The sequence below is a fragment of the Clostridium bornimense genome (assembly GCF_000577895.1).
Classification (GTDB): Bacteria; Bacillota; Clostridia; order Clostridiales; family Clostridiaceae; genus Clostridium_AN; species Clostridium_AN bornimense.
Window position 1 is genome coordinate 1,769,158 of record NZ_HG917868.1, and the last position, 19,456, is coordinate 1,788,613.

18 protein-coding genes are annotated in these 19,456 nt (G+C 29.0%); 3 read left to right on the plus strand and 15 right to left on the minus strand.

The window, feature by feature from the left end; translation table 11 throughout:
- Positions 1-3 precede the first annotated feature (3 nt).
- Positions 4-432, minus strand: coding sequence for a division/cell wall cluster transcriptional repressor MraZ (gene mraZ, locus CM240_RS07960; RefSeq protein ID WP_044038126.1), 429 nt, complete (start codon positions 430-432; stop codon positions 4-6).
- A 317-nt stretch (positions 433-749) separates the two neighbouring features.
- On the opposite strand from mraZ, the gene ychF reads away from it, so the two are divergent.
- Entirely contained in the window at positions 750-1,844 is a 1,095-nt protein-coding gene (ychF, locus tag CM240_RS07965; protein WP_044038128.1) for a redox-regulated ATPase YchF, read from the plus strand.
- Positions 1,845-2,215: 371 nt separating this feature from the next.
- Here ychF and CM240_RS07970 read toward each other — a convergent pair whose 3' ends face one another.
- The gene (locus CM240_RS07970) at positions 2,216-4,444 is read right to left on the minus strand and encodes an AAA family ATPase (protein WP_044038130.1); all 2,229 of its coding nucleotides are present in this window, start codon (positions 4,442-4,444) and stop codon (positions 2,216-2,218) included.
- A 133-nt stretch (positions 4,445-4,577) separates the two neighbouring features.
- A complete protein-coding gene (deoC, locus tag CM240_RS07975) occupies positions 4,578-5,234 on the minus strand; it encodes a deoxyribose-phosphate aldolase (RefSeq protein ID WP_423219475.1) in 657 nt (218 codons plus the stop codon).
- Positions 5,235-5,415: 181 nt separating this feature from the next.
- On the opposite strand from deoC, the gene CM240_RS07980 reads away from it, so the two are divergent.
- Positions 5,416-5,844 carry a hypothetical protein gene (locus tag CM240_RS07980; RefSeq protein ID WP_044038134.1) on the plus strand — a complete coding sequence of 143 codons (429 nt, stop codon included), beginning with the start codon at positions 5,416-5,418 and terminating at the stop codon, positions 5,842-5,844.
- Positions 5,845-5,880: 36 nt separating this feature from the next.
- On the opposite strand, the gene CM240_RS07985 is transcribed toward CM240_RS07980, so the two are convergent.
- Complete coding sequence (locus CM240_RS07985; RefSeq protein ID WP_044038136.1) at positions 5,881-8,415, minus strand: cation-translocating P-type ATPase; 2,535 nt, start codon at positions 8,413-8,415, stop codon at positions 5,881-5,883.
- Positions 8,416-8,574: 159 nt separating this feature from the next.
- On the opposite strand from CM240_RS07985, the gene CM240_RS07990 reads away from it, so the two are divergent.
- Positions 8,575-10,221 carry a putative manganese-dependent inorganic diphosphatase gene (locus tag CM240_RS07990; protein WP_044038144.1) on the plus strand — a complete coding sequence of 549 codons (1,647 nt, stop codon included), beginning with the start codon at positions 8,575-8,577 and terminating at the stop codon, positions 10,219-10,221.
- Between the two features lie 47 nt (positions 10,222-10,268).
- Here CM240_RS07990 and CM240_RS07995 read toward each other — a convergent pair whose 3' ends face one another.
- The 11 genes from CM240_RS07995 to flhA all read right to left on the minus strand — a co-directional run bounded on the left by CM240_RS07995 (position 10,269) and on the right by flhA (position 19,454).
- Positions 10,269-10,958 (minus strand): OmpA/MotB family protein, encoded by a 690-nt coding sequence (locus tag CM240_RS07995; RefSeq protein WP_044038146.1) that lies wholly within the window; start codon positions 10,956-10,958, stop codon positions 10,269-10,271.
- Between the two features lie 2 nt (positions 10,959-10,960).
- The gene (locus tag CM240_RS08000; RefSeq protein WP_044038149.1) at positions 10,961-11,749 is read right to left on the minus strand and encodes a flagellar motor protein; all 789 of its coding nucleotides are present in this window, start codon (positions 11,747-11,749) and stop codon (positions 10,961-10,963) included.
- A 42-nt stretch (positions 11,750-11,791) separates the two neighbouring features.
- The gene (locus tag CM240_RS08005) at positions 11,792-12,580 is read right to left on the minus strand and encodes a flagellar hook-basal body complex protein (protein ID WP_044038151.1); all 789 of its coding nucleotides are present in this window, start codon (positions 12,578-12,580) and stop codon (positions 11,792-11,794) included.
- 6 nt (positions 12,581-12,586) lie between these two features.
- Positions 12,587-13,366 (minus strand): flagellar hook-basal body complex protein, encoded by a 780-nt coding sequence (locus CM240_RS08010; RefSeq protein WP_044038154.1) that lies wholly within the window; start codon positions 13,364-13,366, stop codon positions 12,587-12,589.
- The gene (locus tag CM240_RS17745; RefSeq protein ID WP_162148685.1) at positions 13,359-13,505 is read right to left on the minus strand and encodes a hypothetical protein; all 147 of its coding nucleotides are present in this window, start codon (positions 13,503-13,505) and stop codon (positions 13,359-13,361) included. The genes CM240_RS08010 and CM240_RS17745 overlap by 8 nt, the downstream gene beginning before the upstream one ends.
- Before the next feature lie 65 nt (positions 13,506-13,570).
- Positions 13,571-13,978: a DUF6115 domain-containing protein gene (locus tag CM240_RS08015; RefSeq protein WP_044038156.1), complete on the minus strand. Its 408-nt coding sequence runs from the start codon at positions 13,976-13,978 to the stop codon at positions 13,571-13,573.
- Between the two features lie 9 nt (positions 13,979-13,987).
- Complete coding sequence (locus CM240_RS08020) at positions 13,988-14,713, minus strand: FliA/WhiG family RNA polymerase sigma factor (RefSeq protein WP_044038158.1); 726 nt, start codon at positions 14,711-14,713, stop codon at positions 13,988-13,990.
- Positions 14,714-14,737: 24 nt separating this feature from the next.
- A complete protein-coding gene (locus CM240_RS08025) occupies positions 14,738-15,370 on the minus strand; it encodes a flagellar brake protein (protein WP_044038160.1) in 633 nt (210 codons plus the stop codon).
- A 15-nt stretch (positions 15,371-15,385) separates the two neighbouring features.
- Positions 15,386-16,246: a MinD/ParA family protein gene (locus CM240_RS08030; RefSeq protein ID WP_044038162.1), complete on the minus strand. Its 861-nt coding sequence runs from the start codon at positions 16,244-16,246 to the stop codon at positions 15,386-15,388.
- Complete coding sequence (gene flhF / locus CM240_RS08035; RefSeq protein ID WP_044038169.1) at positions 16,243-17,385, minus strand: flagellar biosynthesis GTPase FlhF; 1,143 nt, start codon at positions 17,383-17,385, stop codon at positions 16,243-16,245. The genes CM240_RS08030 and flhF overlap by 4 nt, the downstream gene beginning before the upstream one ends.
- Entirely contained in the window at positions 17,382-19,454 is a 2,073-nt protein-coding gene (gene flhA, locus CM240_RS08040; RefSeq protein WP_044038171.1) for a flagellar biosynthesis protein FlhA, read from the minus strand. Before flhA ends, flhF begins: the two co-directional genes overlap by 4 nt.
- Positions 19,455-19,456: the final 2 nt, after the last annotated feature.

Here is a 19,456-nt window from a genome sequence, read left to right on the forward strand (position 1 = left end):
CTTCTATATTCCTAATTCAGACATTTTCTCACCAATTTCATCCATATTTATGTCACTTTCCGTATAGCTGTTCCACTTTTCCTTACTCCAAATTTCAATTCTATTGGATACGCCAATAGACACTACTTCTTTAACTATCCCCGCATATTGCATTAAGTTTTGTGGAATTAAAGTTCTACCTTGCTTATCAAAAGTCATTTCGTTTGCTCCTGAAAAAAAGAATCTTACAAAAGCTCGAGCATCTTTAGATGTTAGTGGTAATGACTTTAGCTTTTCTTCTAGTATGGCCCATTCATTTCGTGGGTATACATAAAGACATCCATCAAGACCTTTTGTCATTATACATGAGTCACCTAAACCTTCTCTAAACTTTGAAGGGAGAATTATTCTGTTTTTAGCATCAATGGCATGTCCATATTCACCTATAAACATTCTTTCACCCCAATTTCATAACTTCGAACCACTTTAAACCACTTTAAACCACTTTACTTATATTTTATATTCATTTTCACATCTATTCAACCATATATGCAAATTTTATTTAAATTTTATAACATTTTTTATATGAATACGTTAATTTAATACTTTTATTCCTTATACTGTAATTTATCTGAATTAAAATATTAATATGCTAATAGATTTTTTCTGTTATCATTTTTTTCTCAAATTCTATCTTTCTTGAAATATAATACGCCGTAAGATATAATCTATAGTTAGATATTATATGTATTTAGAAAGGATATTTTAAGATGAAATTAGGTATAGTTGGTCTACCAAACGTAGGTAAAAGTACATTATTTAATGCTATAACAAAAGCTGGTGCTGAATCAGCTAACTACCCATTCTGTACAATTGAACCAAACGTTGGTGTTGTTAATGTTCCAGATAAAAGATTAGATGTTTTGGAGAAAATTTATAACACAAAGAAAAAAGTATATGCTAGCATAGAATTTTATGATATAGCCGGACTTGTTAGAGGTGCTTCAAAAGGTGAAGGATTAGGAAATAAGTTTTTATCACATATAAGAGAATGTGAATCTATTGTTCATGTTGTTAGATGCTTTGACGACGAAAACATAGTTCACGTTGATGGTAGTGTTGATCCTATTAGAGATATTGAAACTATCAACTTAGAACTTATACTATCAGATTTAGAAATGGTAGAAAGAAGATTAGAGCGTACTATGAAACTTGTTCGTTCTGGAGATAAAAAGGCTAAAGCTGAATATGCTCTTCTAGAAGAATTAAAGGAACATCTAGAGGCTGAAAAACCTGCTAGAAGTTTTGAATGTGATGAAGAACAAGCCGCTTTCTTAAAATCATTATTCTTAATAACTTTAAAACCAGTTTTATATGCTGCTAATGTTTCCGAAGATGATATAATCTCAGGAGAAGAAAATCAATATGTAGCAAAACTTAGAGAGTATGCTGCAAATGAAAATTCAGAGGTAATGGTTGTATGTGCTTCTCTTGAAGAACAATTAAGTGGTCTTGATGAAGAAGAAGAAAAAGAAATGCTTGCTGAATATGGTCTTGATGAATCAGGACTTGATAAGCTTATAAGAGCTTCTTATAAATTGCTAGGTCTTATGAGTTTCTTAACTGCTGGTGAAATAGAAGTAAGAGCTTGGACTATCAAGATAGGAACAAAAGCTCCTGCCGCTGCTGGTAAAATCCACTCAGACATAGAAAGAGGATTCATTAGAGCTGAAATAGTATCTTATGATGATTTAGTAGCTTGTGGCAGTGAAGCTGCTGCAAAAGAAAAAGGATTATATAGACTTGAAGGTAAAGAATATATAATGAAAGATGGAGACATCGTAAACTTTAGATTTAACGTTTAATTATCAAACTAGGACTGTTGCACAAGAAATTAATCAATGTGCTACAGTCCTTTTTTTAATTCACGATTCTCAATTCACAATTGTGGTGGAAATTCCTACAGAATTTCTGAGATTATAAACATGCTGTCATTAATTTATTATAAAGACTTATTTTATAGTTTGAATAGGGAGCTTAACGCAGTCTTACTTGGTGCTAATGAAAGTTGCACTTTCATATAGCTTTATAATATAAATGCATAATTGAAATATAAAAATGTTAATTTTCATTACTCATAAACGACTACACAGGCCGTCCGCAGCACTATAATGTTTTCCTTAGGAAAAAACACCTTAATTGCAAATTGTGATTTGTGAATTTTATTACAATTCTTTTACATATATTTCATCATTTCTTTCCTCATAATATTAATTACTTGATCTCTCTCATAGTTACTAAACATTATTTCTATAGCATCATCAATATTCTCCATTATATATAGAGAAAATGTACCTTCTCTTATAGCTTCTTCAACATCATTATTTAAAACTAGGTTTCTAACATTAGCCCTAGGTATAAGTACCCCTTTATCTTCATAAGTGTCTACTAAGTTACAGGCTTTAAAAAAACCTTCTATTTTCTCATTTACTCCACCAATAGGTTGTATTTCTCCCATTTGATTCATTGATCCAGTTATAGCTATATTCTGCTTTAATGGAATTTTTGTTATAGCTGAAATCATAGATAAAAATTCAGCTACTGAAGCAGAATCACCTTCTAAATTACTATAGAGCTGCTCAAAAGATATATGAAAATCTATAGGTAAGTTATAATATCCATCTAAATATCTTAGAATTGCTCCCTTAAGAATTAAAATTGATTTGCTGTGAATTTTACCACTTAAATAACTTTCCTTATGGCTATCTAAAATATTTCCTTTCCCTTTAGAACAAACACAAGTTACCTTTATAGGTTTTCCAAAGGAGAAATCGCCTCCATCAATAACAGATAATGCATTAATTTCTCCTATCTTTTCTCCTTTTACAGAAATAAATACATCCTTATTTTTATAGCTTTCAAAATACTGTTTTTCTATTTCATCTTCTCTGAAAAGATAATCATATACAGATTTATAACTTAAATTGTTATCTTCGCACGCTAAGAATGCTATATTTTCCAAAAACTCATAATCAAATACAATCTTCTCTTTACTTTCATTTCTTCTCATAAAACTTTTTAATATCAGTAAATAAATACTCTCATCTTCTATTGTAATAGAGTTCTTTTTACATATCTCTTTGAACTTCTCTAATATGATTATAAAGTTTCTTTTCTCTAATATTTTATTATTAAATATTTTTATCCTAAATATATTTTTAAAATCACTATCAATGTTATATAAAGTTTCAAATGTATCATAATCACCTATAAGTATTATCTTTGTATTTACTTCAATTTCTTCTGGCATAAATCCATTTAAAGTCATATAGTCTATTGATGATGTTATTTTATATCCTACTTTTCCACTATATAAAAAATTTTTTAGATATTGATATGCTTGAGGATAACTAATAAGGTCATCGGCCCTTAAAATTAAACATCCTTCATTAGCCTTTAGTATAGCTCCAGGTCTTAACATAGATATATCTGTAATATAAGATCCATTAACACTTTCTGATTCAAATCTACCAAATAAATTACTTATATTTGGATCATCTTCAAAATATACTGGAGGGTGTTCTTTTTCACTATTATCCACTATTACATTAATATGAATTCTTTTTAATATATCAGATAATACCCCACTCTCTTCATCTTTAAAAGCTTTTTTCTCTATTATTTCACCAATTATTATACTAAGAATATTTAGTAAATATTTTTTTCCTTCTGACTCATCAATAAATTCTTCTTCTATTTCGTCTTTACATATAATTTCAAAATCACTAATTTCCTTTATAAATATATCTTCTAGCTCTTTATTCTCCTTGTCATCTATATCTCCAATATCTTTTACAATACTTTCTGTTACCGCTTTCAACTCTTCCAAATTATCTAATATATTTTCTCTATTTTCTTCATCTAATTTATTAAATTCTTCTTCACTGAGTAATTTGCCATCCAAAACTGGTGTAAAAGCAAATCCTTTATCATTAAAATCTAATTCAAACCCACTTTCTTTAGATATATTTAGCAATTTATCTATTAATAAATCTCTATCATCCTTATATTTTTCTACTATTACATTCTTTTCCTCTATATCTTCATCAGATAAAAAATTAGTTATAATAGATTTTAGCTCTTCTTTTATATCTTCTATTTTATTTTTTATTTTTATTCCATATCCATTTTTAACTTTCATTCCATATGGATTCTTACTTCCTTTTAACACAACATAACATATATCTTTAGGTGCCTCTTTTTCACTGTAGTACTCTTCTACTATTTCTATCAACTTTTCTCTACAATAATTAGAATAATTGTCTATAAAGAATAAATTGAAGCCCTTTTTATTAACAGATAAAGCCTTATTAATTTCATTTTTCATAGAATCATAATAACTTTTATCCTCATCTTTGCTTATTGAAACTTTAAGGGATATATCATCATAAGATAACTTTTTCATATAACACCCTCCCTTCCGTTATTAAAATATATATTCAAAATTAAATACTTTAATTCCCTACAATTTTTATTTTTGAAAATAAAAAAGTTACAGTTTAAAATATCTTATTTAACCTGTAACTTTTATCTTTATATTAATAATTCATTTCTTTAGTGTTATCAACCTTATTTACTATATTTATAGAAGCTGATGCACCAATTCTAGTAGCTCCTGCATTTATCATTTTTATAGCATCATTATATGTTCTAACTCCACCTGATGCCTTAACACCCATATCCTCTCCTACTGTTTCTCTCATAAGTCTTATATCTTCTTCCGTAGCTCCTCCAGTTGAGAATCCTGTAGATGTCTTCACAAAGTCAGCTCCTGCTTTTTTACTTAGTAAACAAGCTATTTTCTTTTCCTCGTCATTTAAAAGACAAGTTTCTAAAATAACTTTAACTAAAGCTTTTCCTTTTGCCGCTTCTACAACAGCTTCAATATCTTTTAAAACATAATCATAATCTTTTTCTTTTAACTTTCCAACATTTATTACCATATCTACTTCAGTAGCTCCATCTTCTATAGCTACTTTAGTCTCAAATCTCTTAACTTCAGTAGCATTGGCTCCTAATGGAAATCCTATAACTGTACATACCTTTACCTCAGTTCCTTGTAACTCTCTATTCGCTAATGAAATATGAGATGGGTTTATACATACTGATGCAAAATTATACTCTTTTGCTTCTTTACACAAGGCTTGAACTTCTTCTTTAGTTGCATCTGCCTTAAGTATTGTGTGGTCTATCATTCTGCTTAATTTATCTTTTTCCAAAATTATCACTCCTTGCATTGATATTTTATATCACTATTTTAATTAATACAATATACTATTATTAATTTTCTTTCCTTTTTCTTTTAAATACATTTAAAATATGATATACTTGTGGTGTTTATCAATGAATTATTTTTATGTAAAGGAGCAATTCTATATGGGATTTAGAGATAAAATTCAACAATACTATATCAACTCATATATGAAAAAATACGGAGATAGATTAACTCAAGTTCAAGGTAAAGTTCTATCTTGCAAAATTGAAAAAAAATCTATTATCGGTATATTTCATAAACTAAAAGTTACACTAGTTGTTAAAAACGATCATTCTCGTTCTATCGCTAATTGTGTATATACAAAAAATAAGTGGTTTAAGAAGCCAACATTTATACATATATCTCAAGGTAACTCAATATTAGTTCAAGGTTTAAAAGGTAAAAAAGATAGTTCTAAGAAAAACAATATTTCCTCTGAAATATTAGAAATTATAAATGTTAGAAACTTTACTACTAAAGAAGATTTATCTCCAATAGATGGGGGTCCAACAAGTCCACAAACAGTTCAACCTAAATATAGAAATAAATAAAAGACTTAGACAATTCTAAGTCTTTTATTTATTTATTTATTTCTCCTTCTCAATCATATTAAATAAGGAATTAATAAATGAAATTATTAAGGAGAAAAATAATATTATTGACCATTGCATTAATGTTAGCTGTGATGTATGAAATACTGTTGATAAAAATGGTATATAAATTACTGCAAGCATCATCAAAATAGATGATAAAACAGCAAGTACCAAATACTTATTGTTAAATATATCTATCTTAAATAAAGGTAATTTCTCACTTTTACATTCAAATACATGAATTAATTGAGACAATACTAATGTTGTTAATGCCATTGTTCTACAAGTTTTCAAATCAAAATTGAAGTATGTTCCAATTATAAAACTTAAAACAGTACATACACCGATAAGAACACCTCTTACAAGAATTTTTTCCTTTAAACCTCTAGCAAATACTCCTTCTTTTTTATCTCTAGGCTTTTCATCCATTATATTTTTTTCTCCTGGATCTAGCCCCAGTGCTATTGCTGGTAATCCATCTGTAGCTAAATTTACAAATAATATTTGTATTGGAAGTAACGGTGTTGGTAATGCAAAAAGGCTAGATAAAAACATAGTTAGTACCTCTCCTAAATTACAAGATAATAAGTACCTAATAAACTTTCGTATATTTCCATAAATTACTCTTCCCTCTTCTACTGCTGAAACAATAGTATTAAAATTATCATCTAAAAGTACCATAGCAGCAGCTTCTTTAGTTACATCTGTACCATTAACTCCCATTGCTACACCTATATCCGCTTCTTTAATTGCTGGAGCATCATTAACCCCATCTCCAGTCATTGCTACAATCTTATTTTTTTTCTTAAAAGCCTTAACTATCCTTAATTTATCTTTTGGGCTAACCCTTGCAAATATCCTAATATTATCCAACTTCTTATTCAATTCTTCTTCTGATAATCTATTCAATTCAACACCATCAATAACTTCACTACTATTGTTACATATATTTAAATCTTTCCCTATAGCATAAGCAGTTTTTCTATGATCACCTGTAATCATTATAGGTGTTATACCTGCTTTGATACATTTATCAACAGCTTCTTTTACTTCTTTTCTTGGTGGATCTATCATTCCAATAACACCTACAAAAATTAAATCTTCTTCTAAATCACCTTCATTATATTTAAAAGCTCCAGCTAAGCATCTAAGAGCTCTCTCACTCATTTTATCAATGGCATTTTGTATATTTTTTTTATCCCCTTGAGATATAGGTCTTATTTTCCCATTTATATATATTTGTTTACACCTATCTAATACTCTTTCCGGTGCACCTTTTACTAAAGTAATTCGATTTCCTCCTTCATCAATTCTTATACTCATCAATTTTCTAATTGAATCAAAAGGATTTTCTTTAATTTTATTAAAAGATGATACTCTTTTTTCAAATTCCTTTATATCATCATAATATGCTAATACTAACGCTTTTTCTGTGGCATCACCGATTAAAGCATCTTTTATTGATTCTTCAGCAATATCTATATTTAGATCATTACAATATGTAAATATTTTCTTCAACATTTCATTATTATCTAATTTGTTATCATCTATCTCTTTAATTTTGTCATCATAGTAAACTGCCTTGACAGTCATCTTATTTTGTGTAAGAGTCCCTGTCTTATCAGAACATATAACAGAGGTACACCCTAATGTTTCCACTGCTGGTAACTTTCTTATTAATGCATTCTTTTTAAGCATCTTAGATACCCCTAACGCTAAACATACTGTTACTATTGCTGCCAATCCTTCTGGAATTGCTGCTACAGCTAATGATACCCCTAAAAGAAACATTTGGTACTTATCCTGACCTCTTATAATACCCATTACTGTTACTATTACACATATAGCTACACAAATCACTACTAATACTTTACCTAGAGATGTTAATTTTTCTTTTAAAGGTGATTTTTCCTCTTTTATATTGTTTAATAAATGGGCTATTTTCCCCATTTCAGTACTCATTCCAGTATTAGTTATAATACCTTCACCTTTACCATTTATAGTTGTAGTACCCATAAAAAATTTATTTTCATCTGCTATGTTTTTTTGTACTCCTACAGATTCTCCCGTTAATAGAGATTCGTCTACTGACAATGATGCTTCCTTCACAAGATAACCATCAGCAGGAATTTTATCCCCACTTTCAAATACTATGTAATCACCTGGCACTAAATCTTCTGCATTAACAACTTTTATTGATCCATCACGAATTACTTTAGCTGTTGGTGAAGCTAATCTTTTTAATTCCTCCAGAGACTTTTCAGTTTTAAATTCTTGAACAAATCCTAAGATTGCATTCATTATTACAATTATAATTATTGTAACTGCATCAGCAACTTCGCCCATAAGCCCTGAAAGAATAGTAGCTCCTATAAGTACCCATATTATAAAATCATTAAATTGAGCAAGGAACATACCTATCGCTGATTTTCTCTTACTTACCTCTAGAACATTATGACCACACTCTTTAAGCTTTTTCTCAGCTTCAGCTGTCGTCAATCCCTTTTCTCTTATTTTTAGTTGTTCCATATTCCCCCTCCTAGAACTAAATTATACTTAAATATATGAACCTTTATTTTAAATTATGAGTATTATAATCATCTTTAGTACTTTACAAAGATTTTATTTAATTATAAAATTTAAAAGTATAGTAATAAACATAACGATTAAATTTAGGAGGGTATTTTTATGCATAATACAATTTATGTAAGTGGACATAAAAATCCAGATTCTGATTCTATATGTGCTGCAATTGCTTATGCAGAACTTAAAAATAGAATGGCACTTGGCAAAACATATGTACCAATAAGACTTGGGGAAGTTTCAAGAGAAACTCAATATATATTAGATTATTTTGATGTAGATGCACCTAATCTAGTAAAAACAGTTAGACCACAAATTAGAGATCTAGATATAGATCAAATTACACCAATCTCACCAGAGATTTCTCTACAACAAGCATGGTCTATTATGAAAAAGTATGAAGTTAAAAATTTACCAGTAGTAGATGAAAACTCAAAACTACTTGGTTTAGCATCTGTTTCAAATTTAACAACTAACTATATGGATATTTGGGACAACAATATAATAGGAAAATCTAATACTACACTTGAAAACATAGTAAATACTTTATCAGCAAAAATTATATATGCAAATAAAGCTACAAAGAAATTTGCTGGTAAAATTGTAGTAGGCGCTATGACTCCAGAAAGTGCAGAAGAACATATTGAAGAAAATGATATTGTAATATGTGGTAATAGAACAGACACTCAAAACGTTGCAGTATCTTCAAAAGCTTCTCTTCTTATTATTACTGGAAATTTACCAATTGAAGAAGAGATAATAGAAAAGGCTAAAGTAAGTGGTACTACAATAATTTCAACACCTCATGATACATTTACTGCATCAAGAATTATTGTACAAAGTATTCCAATAGATTATGTTATGGCTAAAGAAAATATTGTATTCTTTAGAAATAATGAATTTGTTGAAGATGTAAAAGAAATTATGTTACAAACTAGATATAGAAGTTATCCTGTTCTTGATGAAAATGATAGAGTTATAGGTTCTATATCAAGATTCCACTTAATTTCTCAAAATAAAAAGAATATAATCTTAGTAGATCATAATGAAAGAACACAAGCTGTAGATGGAATAGAAGAAGCTGAAATACTAGAAATAATAGATCACCATAGAGTAGCTAATATTGAAACTTCTAAGCCAATATACTATAGATGTGAACCTGTTGGTTCTACTAGTACAATAGTTGCTAATCTTTACTTTGAAAATGGAATTAGACCATCTAAAAAGATAGCTGGGTTATTATGTGGTGCATTAATATCAGATACATTACTTTTAAAATCACCAACAACAACTTTAACTGATAAACATACTTTAATGAAGTTAGCTGAAATAGCAAATATTAATATTGAAGAGTTTGCTATGGACATGTTCAAAGCGGGTACTTCTCTTCAAGGTAAAACTTTAGAAGAGATATTCTATCAAGATTGCAAAACATTTGAAATGAATGGAAGAAAAATTGCTGTTGCCCAAGTAAATACTATGGACATTGAAGGTTTCGAATCAATGAAAGCCGATATGTTAAACTTAATGAATACAACTGCTGATCGTGATGGATTTGACCTAATATTATTATTATTAACAGATATAATAAAAGAAGGTTCTCTTCTACTTGCTGTAGGTAGAGATACAGAAATAGTTAATACTGCTTTCGGTGTTAAACTAGAAAATTCTTGTGCTTATAAAGAAGGTGTGGTTTCAAGAAAGAAACAAGTTATTCCACCTCTTACAACAGCAATAGAACAACTTAAATAACGTAATAAAAAGTGGATTGTTAATTGAAACAATCCACTTATTTATTATTAATCATCTGATATTATTATATCTACTCTTCTATTTCTAGCTCTTCCTTCTTCTGTACTATTATCATAAACAGGTCTATATTCACCATAACCAACAGCTACAATATTACTTTTAGGAATTGTTGTATTATTAGATAATAGCTCTGCAACATTACTTGCCCTCACAGAAGATAATTGCCAATTTGAGCTAAATTTATCATTATGTATAGGTGTAGTATCTGTATGTCCTTCAACATAAATTTTCTTATCAAATTGTGATATTATATTGCCAATATCAATAATATGATTTTTAAATTCTTCCTTTATAGTATCTTCTCCCAAATCAAAAGATAATGTATCTTGAATTGATAGTCGTACACCTCTATCATCTTTATCTACAGTAACACCCTCAGATATATTACTCTCTTTTAAATATTCTTCTAGCTTACTTTCGATAGAATCCTTTTTATCAGTATCATTGAGAAGCAAATTGCTACTTTCTATATTATCACCAGAAGTACTAGCAATAATTGCAGTTCCTTCTCCAAAAGCTCCATTAAAAGAATCTGATATTTCTTTGAATTTTTTCGCATCAACATTTGAAGTAGCAAACATTATAACAAAGAATATCATTAGTAATGTTATTAAATCTGAATAGGTTAAAAGCCATCTTTCACTATTTTCGTGTTCCTCTTCTACTGGTTTAAGCATAACTAATCACCTTGACCTTCTATATTTGTAAACTTATTTACGTAATTTTTATCAATATATCCAATTAATTTATTAGTTATAGCTTGAGGACTTCTTCCTTCTTGCACCGCTAGTACACCATCAATAATCATTGAATTTCTTTTTAATTCATCGCTATCTAAATTCTTTAACCTAGAGCCTATAGGCATCCATAATATATTTGCAGAAAAAACCCCATATAATGTTGCTACAAAAGCTACAGCTATCTTTGATCCTAATGTTGAAGTATCATTCATAGAACCTAATACATGAATTAAACCTAAAACCGTACCAATAATACCTAACGTAGGTGCATATCCACCAGCTGAATCAAAAATTTTAGCTCCTGCTCTATGTCTCTGTGAAATCATCGTCGCTTCTACCTCTAGACATTCTTTTATAACTTCTGGTTCAACGCCATCTATAGCCATCTGTAATCCCTTTTTCATAAAAGGATCCATATCTTTATTATTAATAACTTCTTCTAATTGCAACAATCCATTCTTTCTTACTTCCCCTGCAATATATTTAAATTCTTCTAATGTTTGTACTAAGTCTTGATTTTGTTTTTTAAATATTACAGCAATCATTTTTGGTATTCTCTTTATTTCTTTCATTGGAAATGATACACCAACAGCTCCTAAAGTACCACCAAAAACAATCAAAGCTGCTGTTGGTTCCAATAATCCACCGATGCTTCCACCTTCCAATACAAATCCTAAAATAAGAGATAAAATTCCTATAAATAAAAATATAATTGAACTAATGTCCACTAAGTCGCCCCCTAATACTTATTATTTATTATTTGTTATTTTTTATTTTCTAAGATTATTCACCATTCCGTACATTTCGTCTCCAGTCTGAAGCATCTTTGAATTCATTTGAAAAACTCTTTGAGTTATAATAAGATCACTTAATTCATCAGCCATATCAACATTAGAATTTTCTAAATAACCTTGGTACAATTTACTGCTTTCATCTTTATATACATTACTTCCATCTACTGGTATATATAAAGAGTCTGCCACTGAAACAAATCCACCACTTCCAATAGAATTATATAAACTTATATTTCCCACTTTAGTAGTTGTGTTTTCATTTGAAACATATATATCCCCATTACTTCCTATTTCAAAATTATTTGCCGTAAATTTTGTATTCTCATATCCTGGTAGAAAATCTATATCTAAAAGATTGCCTTTTTCATCAACTATGTCACCATTTACATCTACTTGAAATGATCCATTCCTTGTGTATCCATATTCTTGTCCATTTATAGGAGTACCTAATTTCACTCTAAAATACCCCTCTCCCTCAATAGCTACATTAGTAGAAAGTCCCGTAGCTAAAAGAGATCCTTGTGAATTATTTCTTACAGTTGAACTAATTCTTACTCCATTTCCATGACTTGGAGCTGTTAAATTATTATCTCTTGAGTTTGGTACTCCTTTTCTATCTATATTTTCATATAATAAATCACTAAAATTTGCCTGTACTTTTTTATATCCTGTAGTTGAAGAATTCGCTAAGTTATTTGATATAACTTGCAATTTTTGTTCAGAGGCATTCATTGCACTTCTTGATGTCCAATATATTGTATTCATAAATTTCTACCCCCTTACACTTCCTACATTATTTATCAATTTTCCGAGACTTTCATCCATAGTTTGTACTAATGTTTGATTACTTTCAAAATCTCTCATTACAGACATAAGATTTACCATTTCATTCATTATGTTTATATTAGAACCTTCTACAGACTTATGTTGAACTCTAGCATTTATATCTACGGCACCTTCTCCAGAATATAAATTATCACCAACCTTATTTAGTGTTGTATAGTCTTCAAAATCTACAACAGCAAGAGAATAGTTATTTACTGTTCCATTATTATTTTCTATAGATAAATCACCATTTTCATTAGCAGTAATTTTTCCATCTCCTACATATATCTTATTAGAATTTTTGTCTAATACATAATCACCATAATTATTTACTAAATAACCTTGAATATTTACTTGGAAATTACCATCTCTAGTATAGTATTCTTCTGCTATACCGTTACTTTCTCTAGATACTTTAAAAAATCCATTTCCTACTATAGCAAAGTCAGTATCATTTCCTGTTTCTTTTATAGTTCCTTGTGAAAAGTCACTATAAACCCCTGCCACTGATGAACCTAATGACATTGTTCCAAGTTGTACTTTTTGTGATCCTGATGATGTCCCTTTATCATGATTTATCATCATAACATCTTTAAATGATTTTGCAATTAAGTTATCACTTTTAAATCCAACTGTTTCTGCATTAGCTATATTATTACTTATAACATTTTGCTTATTTTCTTGAACAATCATCCCTGATACGGCTGTATACAATCCTCTAATCATTTTTTTCTTCCCCCTTAACATCGACTTTGTAATTCTCAGGATATTCCATCCCCATGGCACGTGCCTTATTTTCAATCTTACCTGAATCATTTATTTCTTTAAATTTAACTGGGAGCATTAATGTAGAGCCTATAATCATACCAATACCAATACCTAAAATTATCTTTTTATCAATAAATTTAGTATATTTTTTTATTTTCTCAACTATTGTTTGTATAAATCTTTTATTAATAGTACTTCCCCCTTTCCAATAGATAATATCTTACATATATCATCTATAGAAACATCTTGTTCTATTAATCTTTTAACTTCTTCTACATTATTTGATTTTCCACTATTAGAAAAATCATTTTCTATAATACTCTCTTCTATAACTTGTGTACCTTTTAAATTATCGATGTCTTCACTTAAATTCTTAATATCCATTTGTAGAATACCTATAGTTTCTGCAAAATCTCTTCGTAGATTTTGTATTTCGATTTCTACTTCAGTTATTGTATCAGTTTTATTAATCAATACTTCTTTAAACCCTGAACTTTTTACTTTAAACTCTTTTCTATTTATCCATATTAAAAGTATCCCAATTGTAACTATTAATATATAAATAATCATATATCTCACCTAATCATATTTTAACTTTTTCATATTAGCTCTAAGATGAACTATAGCTCTTGTATGTAATTGACAAACTCTTGACTCTGACACTTCTAATATTTTACCAATTTCTTTTAATGTTAATCTTTCTTTATAGTAAAGATTAAGAACTAGTTGATCTTTTTCATTTAACATATCAATAGCTTTATATAAATGAATAATTTCTTCTTTTTTCTCCAAATTCTTCTCTGGGCTTGGACTTTTCTCATCTTCAATCTTTCCTATTAAAGGCATATCATCATCTTCTGAATATATTAATTCCTCTAAAGATACCTGTGAAAGATAGCCAATGTATCCTTCTACTTCTTTAACTTCATATATTGTCATTCCAAGTTCTTTTGCAATTTCTGCGTCGCTTGGTTCTCTCATAAATTGATTCTGTAATCTCTCTACAGCAGCATTATATCTATTAAGTTTATCCATTGCACCTTTAGATATAGGGCTATTTTTTCTAAGCTCATCTATCATTGCTCCCTTTACTCTTATAGATGCATATGTAGAAAATTTCATTCCTTTTGATTCATCAAATTTATTAAATGCATCAATTAATCCTACTACTCCATATGATACTAAGTCTTCATATTCTATATGTCTACTCTTCCCGATTATTACTCTTGATGCTATATACTTCACTAATGGAAGATATTTCTCTATTACTTCTTGTTTATAGCTATCAGCTTGCATTATAGCCATAAAATTCCCCCCTAAACCTTATTGTTATTTTTTTCTCATTGCTTCAAATATATATTTTATAATTTTATCCCTAATATTTTCTTTCATACATTCATATTCAATACCGTAAATATGTCGATTCATATCTTCATTCAAAATCCTAACTACATTCCCCATTATATTTATCTCTTCATCATTTATAAAAAATGATAATATTACCTTGGAATTTAAGTTCAACTTTTGAGATATATTTATTCTTAATCCCCCACCACTCAAATCAACAATATTTCCTACTAATATACTAGGCACTTTTAAATACTCTTCCAAAGACTTCTTTTCATCATCTACTATCCAACCTTTAACCTTTATGGAGGTTTCTATTCTTACAAATTCTCGTCTCTGAATTTCAGTAACCTTTGTAGGAGCTTTCAACACTATTAGTGGGATTCCTTTTATTTTCTCTCTTTTTACTACAATAGTAGAAAAAGAATATTTTTTATTTTTACCAACATAGCTTATATCAACAACATCATTTTGATTTGGTATATAATATTGACCTTGGAACATTGGAATAGTAATTGAAAAAAAATCACTTGAAATGTCTCTTATGCTACTTATATATATCTCTTCATTATGCATAACCTCTATCACACTGTTCTCTTCAATTCCTATACTCAAAACATATAACACCCCTTATCTAAACAATTGAAATATATTTTTAAATAAACTATTTGCTGATTTATCTCTTCTATTCAATACTCCATTATCATCTATCCTCTTAGCTATAGACGATATATTTTTACTTACTTTACTATTAGGAAATCCAACTACTACTGGTACTTGGTTTCTAACAGATTCCAATAACCTTCTATCTTCTTCAATGCAGCCGATAAAATTGCATTTAATAGACAAAAACTTAGTACTAGCATTTTTTAGCTTTAAAAAAGTTTTTTCTCCTTCTTTCTCATTATACACTCTATTAACGACAATTGACACCATATTTTTAACATTGAAATATGACACAGTTTTTAATAATGAATACCCATCCATTATTGCTGTAGGCTCTGGTGTAGTTAATAAAATAAACTCATCACTAAAGGCTATAAAATTTATTACTGTTTCATTAACACCTGCTCCTGTATCCATTATAATGTAGTCATAATCTTCTAGCTTTTCTAACTTACTTAGTAATATTCTTCTTTCTTCATCTTGTAACTCTTTTATCTTATTTAAGCCTGTACCACCAGATATTAATTTTACTCCCTCCGGTCCTGTTATCATTATATCCTCTATATCTAGGTTCCTAATAATACAATCAAGTATATTATATTTAGGAACAAATCCCATAAGAATCTCATCATTAGCCATTCCTATATCTGCATCAAAAATCAAGACTTTCTTTCCCATCTTTTGAAGCATTATAGATAGATTTACAACAAAATTACTTTTTCCTACTCCACCTTTACCTGAAGTTACTGTTATAACTTTAGTGGTTTTTTCACTTTGCTTAGCGCCTCTTGCTAACTCTCTTAACCTATCTGCCTGATCTCTCATATAATCTTATCTCCAACTATTAAATCAATAATAAAGTTTTTAGACACTTTCTTAATATCATCTGGAACACTTTGCCCTAATGTCATATAACTTATAGGCTTATTACCATCTATTAAAGCATCTATTAATATCTCATAATTTGATGTTTCATCTAACTTAGTAAAAATAATAGAGTCAAAATCTATGACACCATATCCTTGTAAAATAACTTTTATATCTTTATTCTTTATAGTGGAGCTAATAACCAAATGAATTAACTTGTTAGGAATTTTATTAATATATGCTCTAAGTTCTGATATTTGCATAGTATTTTTTGCACTTCTTCCTGTGGTATCGATAAAAATACTATCACAATCCTTCAATTCTTCTAAAGCTTTATCCATCTCTTTTATAGAATATACAACTTTAAAAGGTATATTCATTATCTCAGAATATGTTTTTAATTGTTCAACGGCACCTATTCTATATGTATCAATAGTAATAAGTCCTACTTTCTTTTTCTCTAGTAACGCCTTCCTACCAGCAAGTTTTGCTATTGTAGTTGTTTTCCCCACTCCTGTAGGCCCTATAAGAATTTCTATCTTTTTCTCTTTATCTTCATACTGTGGAAAAATTTTATCTAATGCCATTTTAAATTTTTCTTCTATTTCATTATCTGTATCTATTTTTAATATTTCTTCTATAATTCTTTTTTTAGATTCTGTGGATATATCTAAGTTATCTATAAAAGAATCAATGACATTATCTTCTTTATCCTCTATTGCATTATTATTCTGCAATTCTTTTATCATCTTTTTCATCTCAATAACTTCTTTTATAATACTACTATTAGAATTATCAGTATTTTCAATCCTTTTATCTTTTTGAATAAATTGTTCTTTAGCAATCATTGCCTTCTTCTGCTCTTCTTGTTTGTTGTATATTAGTGCTTTTATAGAATCCATAGACTGCCCTTCATTATCTTTATTATATCTATCTAATGCAGCAGTAACCTCTATTAACTTTGGTGTAAAGTATCCTTTTATGCCTTCTTTTCTTATTTTCCTTTGTGAAACTATAATTGCATCTTTTCCCAATTCATTTCTTATTCTAGCCATTGCTTCGTTCATATTTTTAACAACGTATTTCTTTACTTTCATGCTAATTCAACTACACCTCCAGTTCTAATCTCAACATTATTTGGAATTTCATTTAGAGATAAAACCATTAAATTCGGAAATACCATTTCTACTAATCTCCTAAAAGCTGGTCTGATTTTTGGAGATACTAATATAACTGGAATATTATTATTAAAATATACTCTCTCTACTGTATTTCTTATACCATTTAAAACACTTTGTGTAGTTTGAGGATCCAATGCTGGAAAAGTTCCTTGAATAGATTTTTGAAGGTTGTTTCCTATAAGTTCCTCTATTTCTCCATCTAGTGTAACCACCACCAACGCATTGTTCTCATCTAATAAAGGCATAGTTATTGTTCTTCCTAATGATATTCTTACATATTCAGTTAATAATTCTATATCTTTACTAGTTCTAGATTGATCTGCTAACGTTTCTAATATAGTAACCATATCTTTTATTGGCACCTTTTCCATTAAAAGATTTCTTAAAACTTTTTGTACCTCACCTATAGTCATAAGATCTGGTATTAATTCATCTATAACTGCTGAATATTGATCTTTTAAAGAATCTATAAGTTCTTTTACTTCTTGTCTTCCTAAAAGTTCATATGAATGTGCCTTTATAGTTTCTGTTAAATGAGTAACCATTACTGTTGTTGGATCTACTACTGTAAGTCCTTGTATCTCAGCTTCTTCTCTACTATCTTTATTTATCCATAATGCAGGTAATCCAAATGTAGGTTCTACCGTCTTAATTCCTGGTAAATTTATTTCATTAGATGTAGGATCCATACAAAGGAACATACCAGGCATAAGTTCACCTTTTTCTATAACAGTTCCTCTAATCTTCACTACATATTCATTATTCTTTAATTGAAGATTATCTCTTATTCGTATAGGTTGTACTACAACTCCCATCTCAATAGCACATTGTCTTCTAACAGAAGCAATTCTTTGAAGTAAATCTCCACCTGTAGTCTCATCAGCCAACGGTATTAAGCCATATCCTATTTCTATTTCCATAGGCTCTACCTTCACTAAATTCATAACATTTTCCGGCTCTTTTTGCTCTGTTTCTATAATTTCCATTTCTTTTTCTTCAATTACTCTCTGTTTTTCGCTTTCTTCTTCCTTATATAATATGTAGGCTATATATCCAGTTATCGCTGACATAACTAAAAAGACTAATGTAGGAAGTCCAGGTATTATAGCAAACACTAGTAATACAAAAGACGCTATTGCTATTACCTTTGGAAAAGTAGTCATTTGTTTGACAATAGTATCCCCAAAATTAGATTTGTTATCTGAACGAGTTACTAAAATACCAGAAGCTGTAGAAATAAGTAATGCTGGTATCTGAGATACAAGTCCATCTCCTACTGTTAATTTTGTAAATAACTCTGCAGCTTCTCCTACACTTAATCCTTGCATCGTCATTCCTATAACAATACCTGCTATAATATTAATTGCTGTTATTATAAGCCCAGCAACAGCATCTCCTTTTACAAACTTAGAAGCACCATCCATTGAACCATAAAAATCTGCTTCCATCTGCAATTCTTCTCTTCTCTTTTTTGCTCCCGCCTCATCAATAAGCCCTGAATTTAAATCTGCATCTATACTCATCTGCTTACCTGGCATTGCATCCAATGTAAATCTAGCTGTTACTTCTGATACTCTTCCTGCACCATTAGTAATAACCATAAATTGTATTATTACAATAATTAAAAATATAATTATACCTACTACATAACTATCTCCTACAACAAAATCTCCAAAAGCCTTAATAATTTCTCCTGCATCACCCTCACTTAAAATAAGTCTTGTTGAAGATATATTAAGTGCTAATCTAAATAATGTAGTAATAAGTAATATAGATGGAAAGACTGAAAATTGAAGGACATTAGTTGTAAACATAGTTATAAGTAAAATAACTAATGAAACTGCAATATTAAATGCTAATAATATATCTAACATCCATGTTGGAAGCGGTATAATTATCATCATTACAATCAAAATTACTACAAAAGCTACAATTAAATCTAAATTATTTTTTGCTGAAAAAGAAAATTTCTTCTTTTCTTCCATTC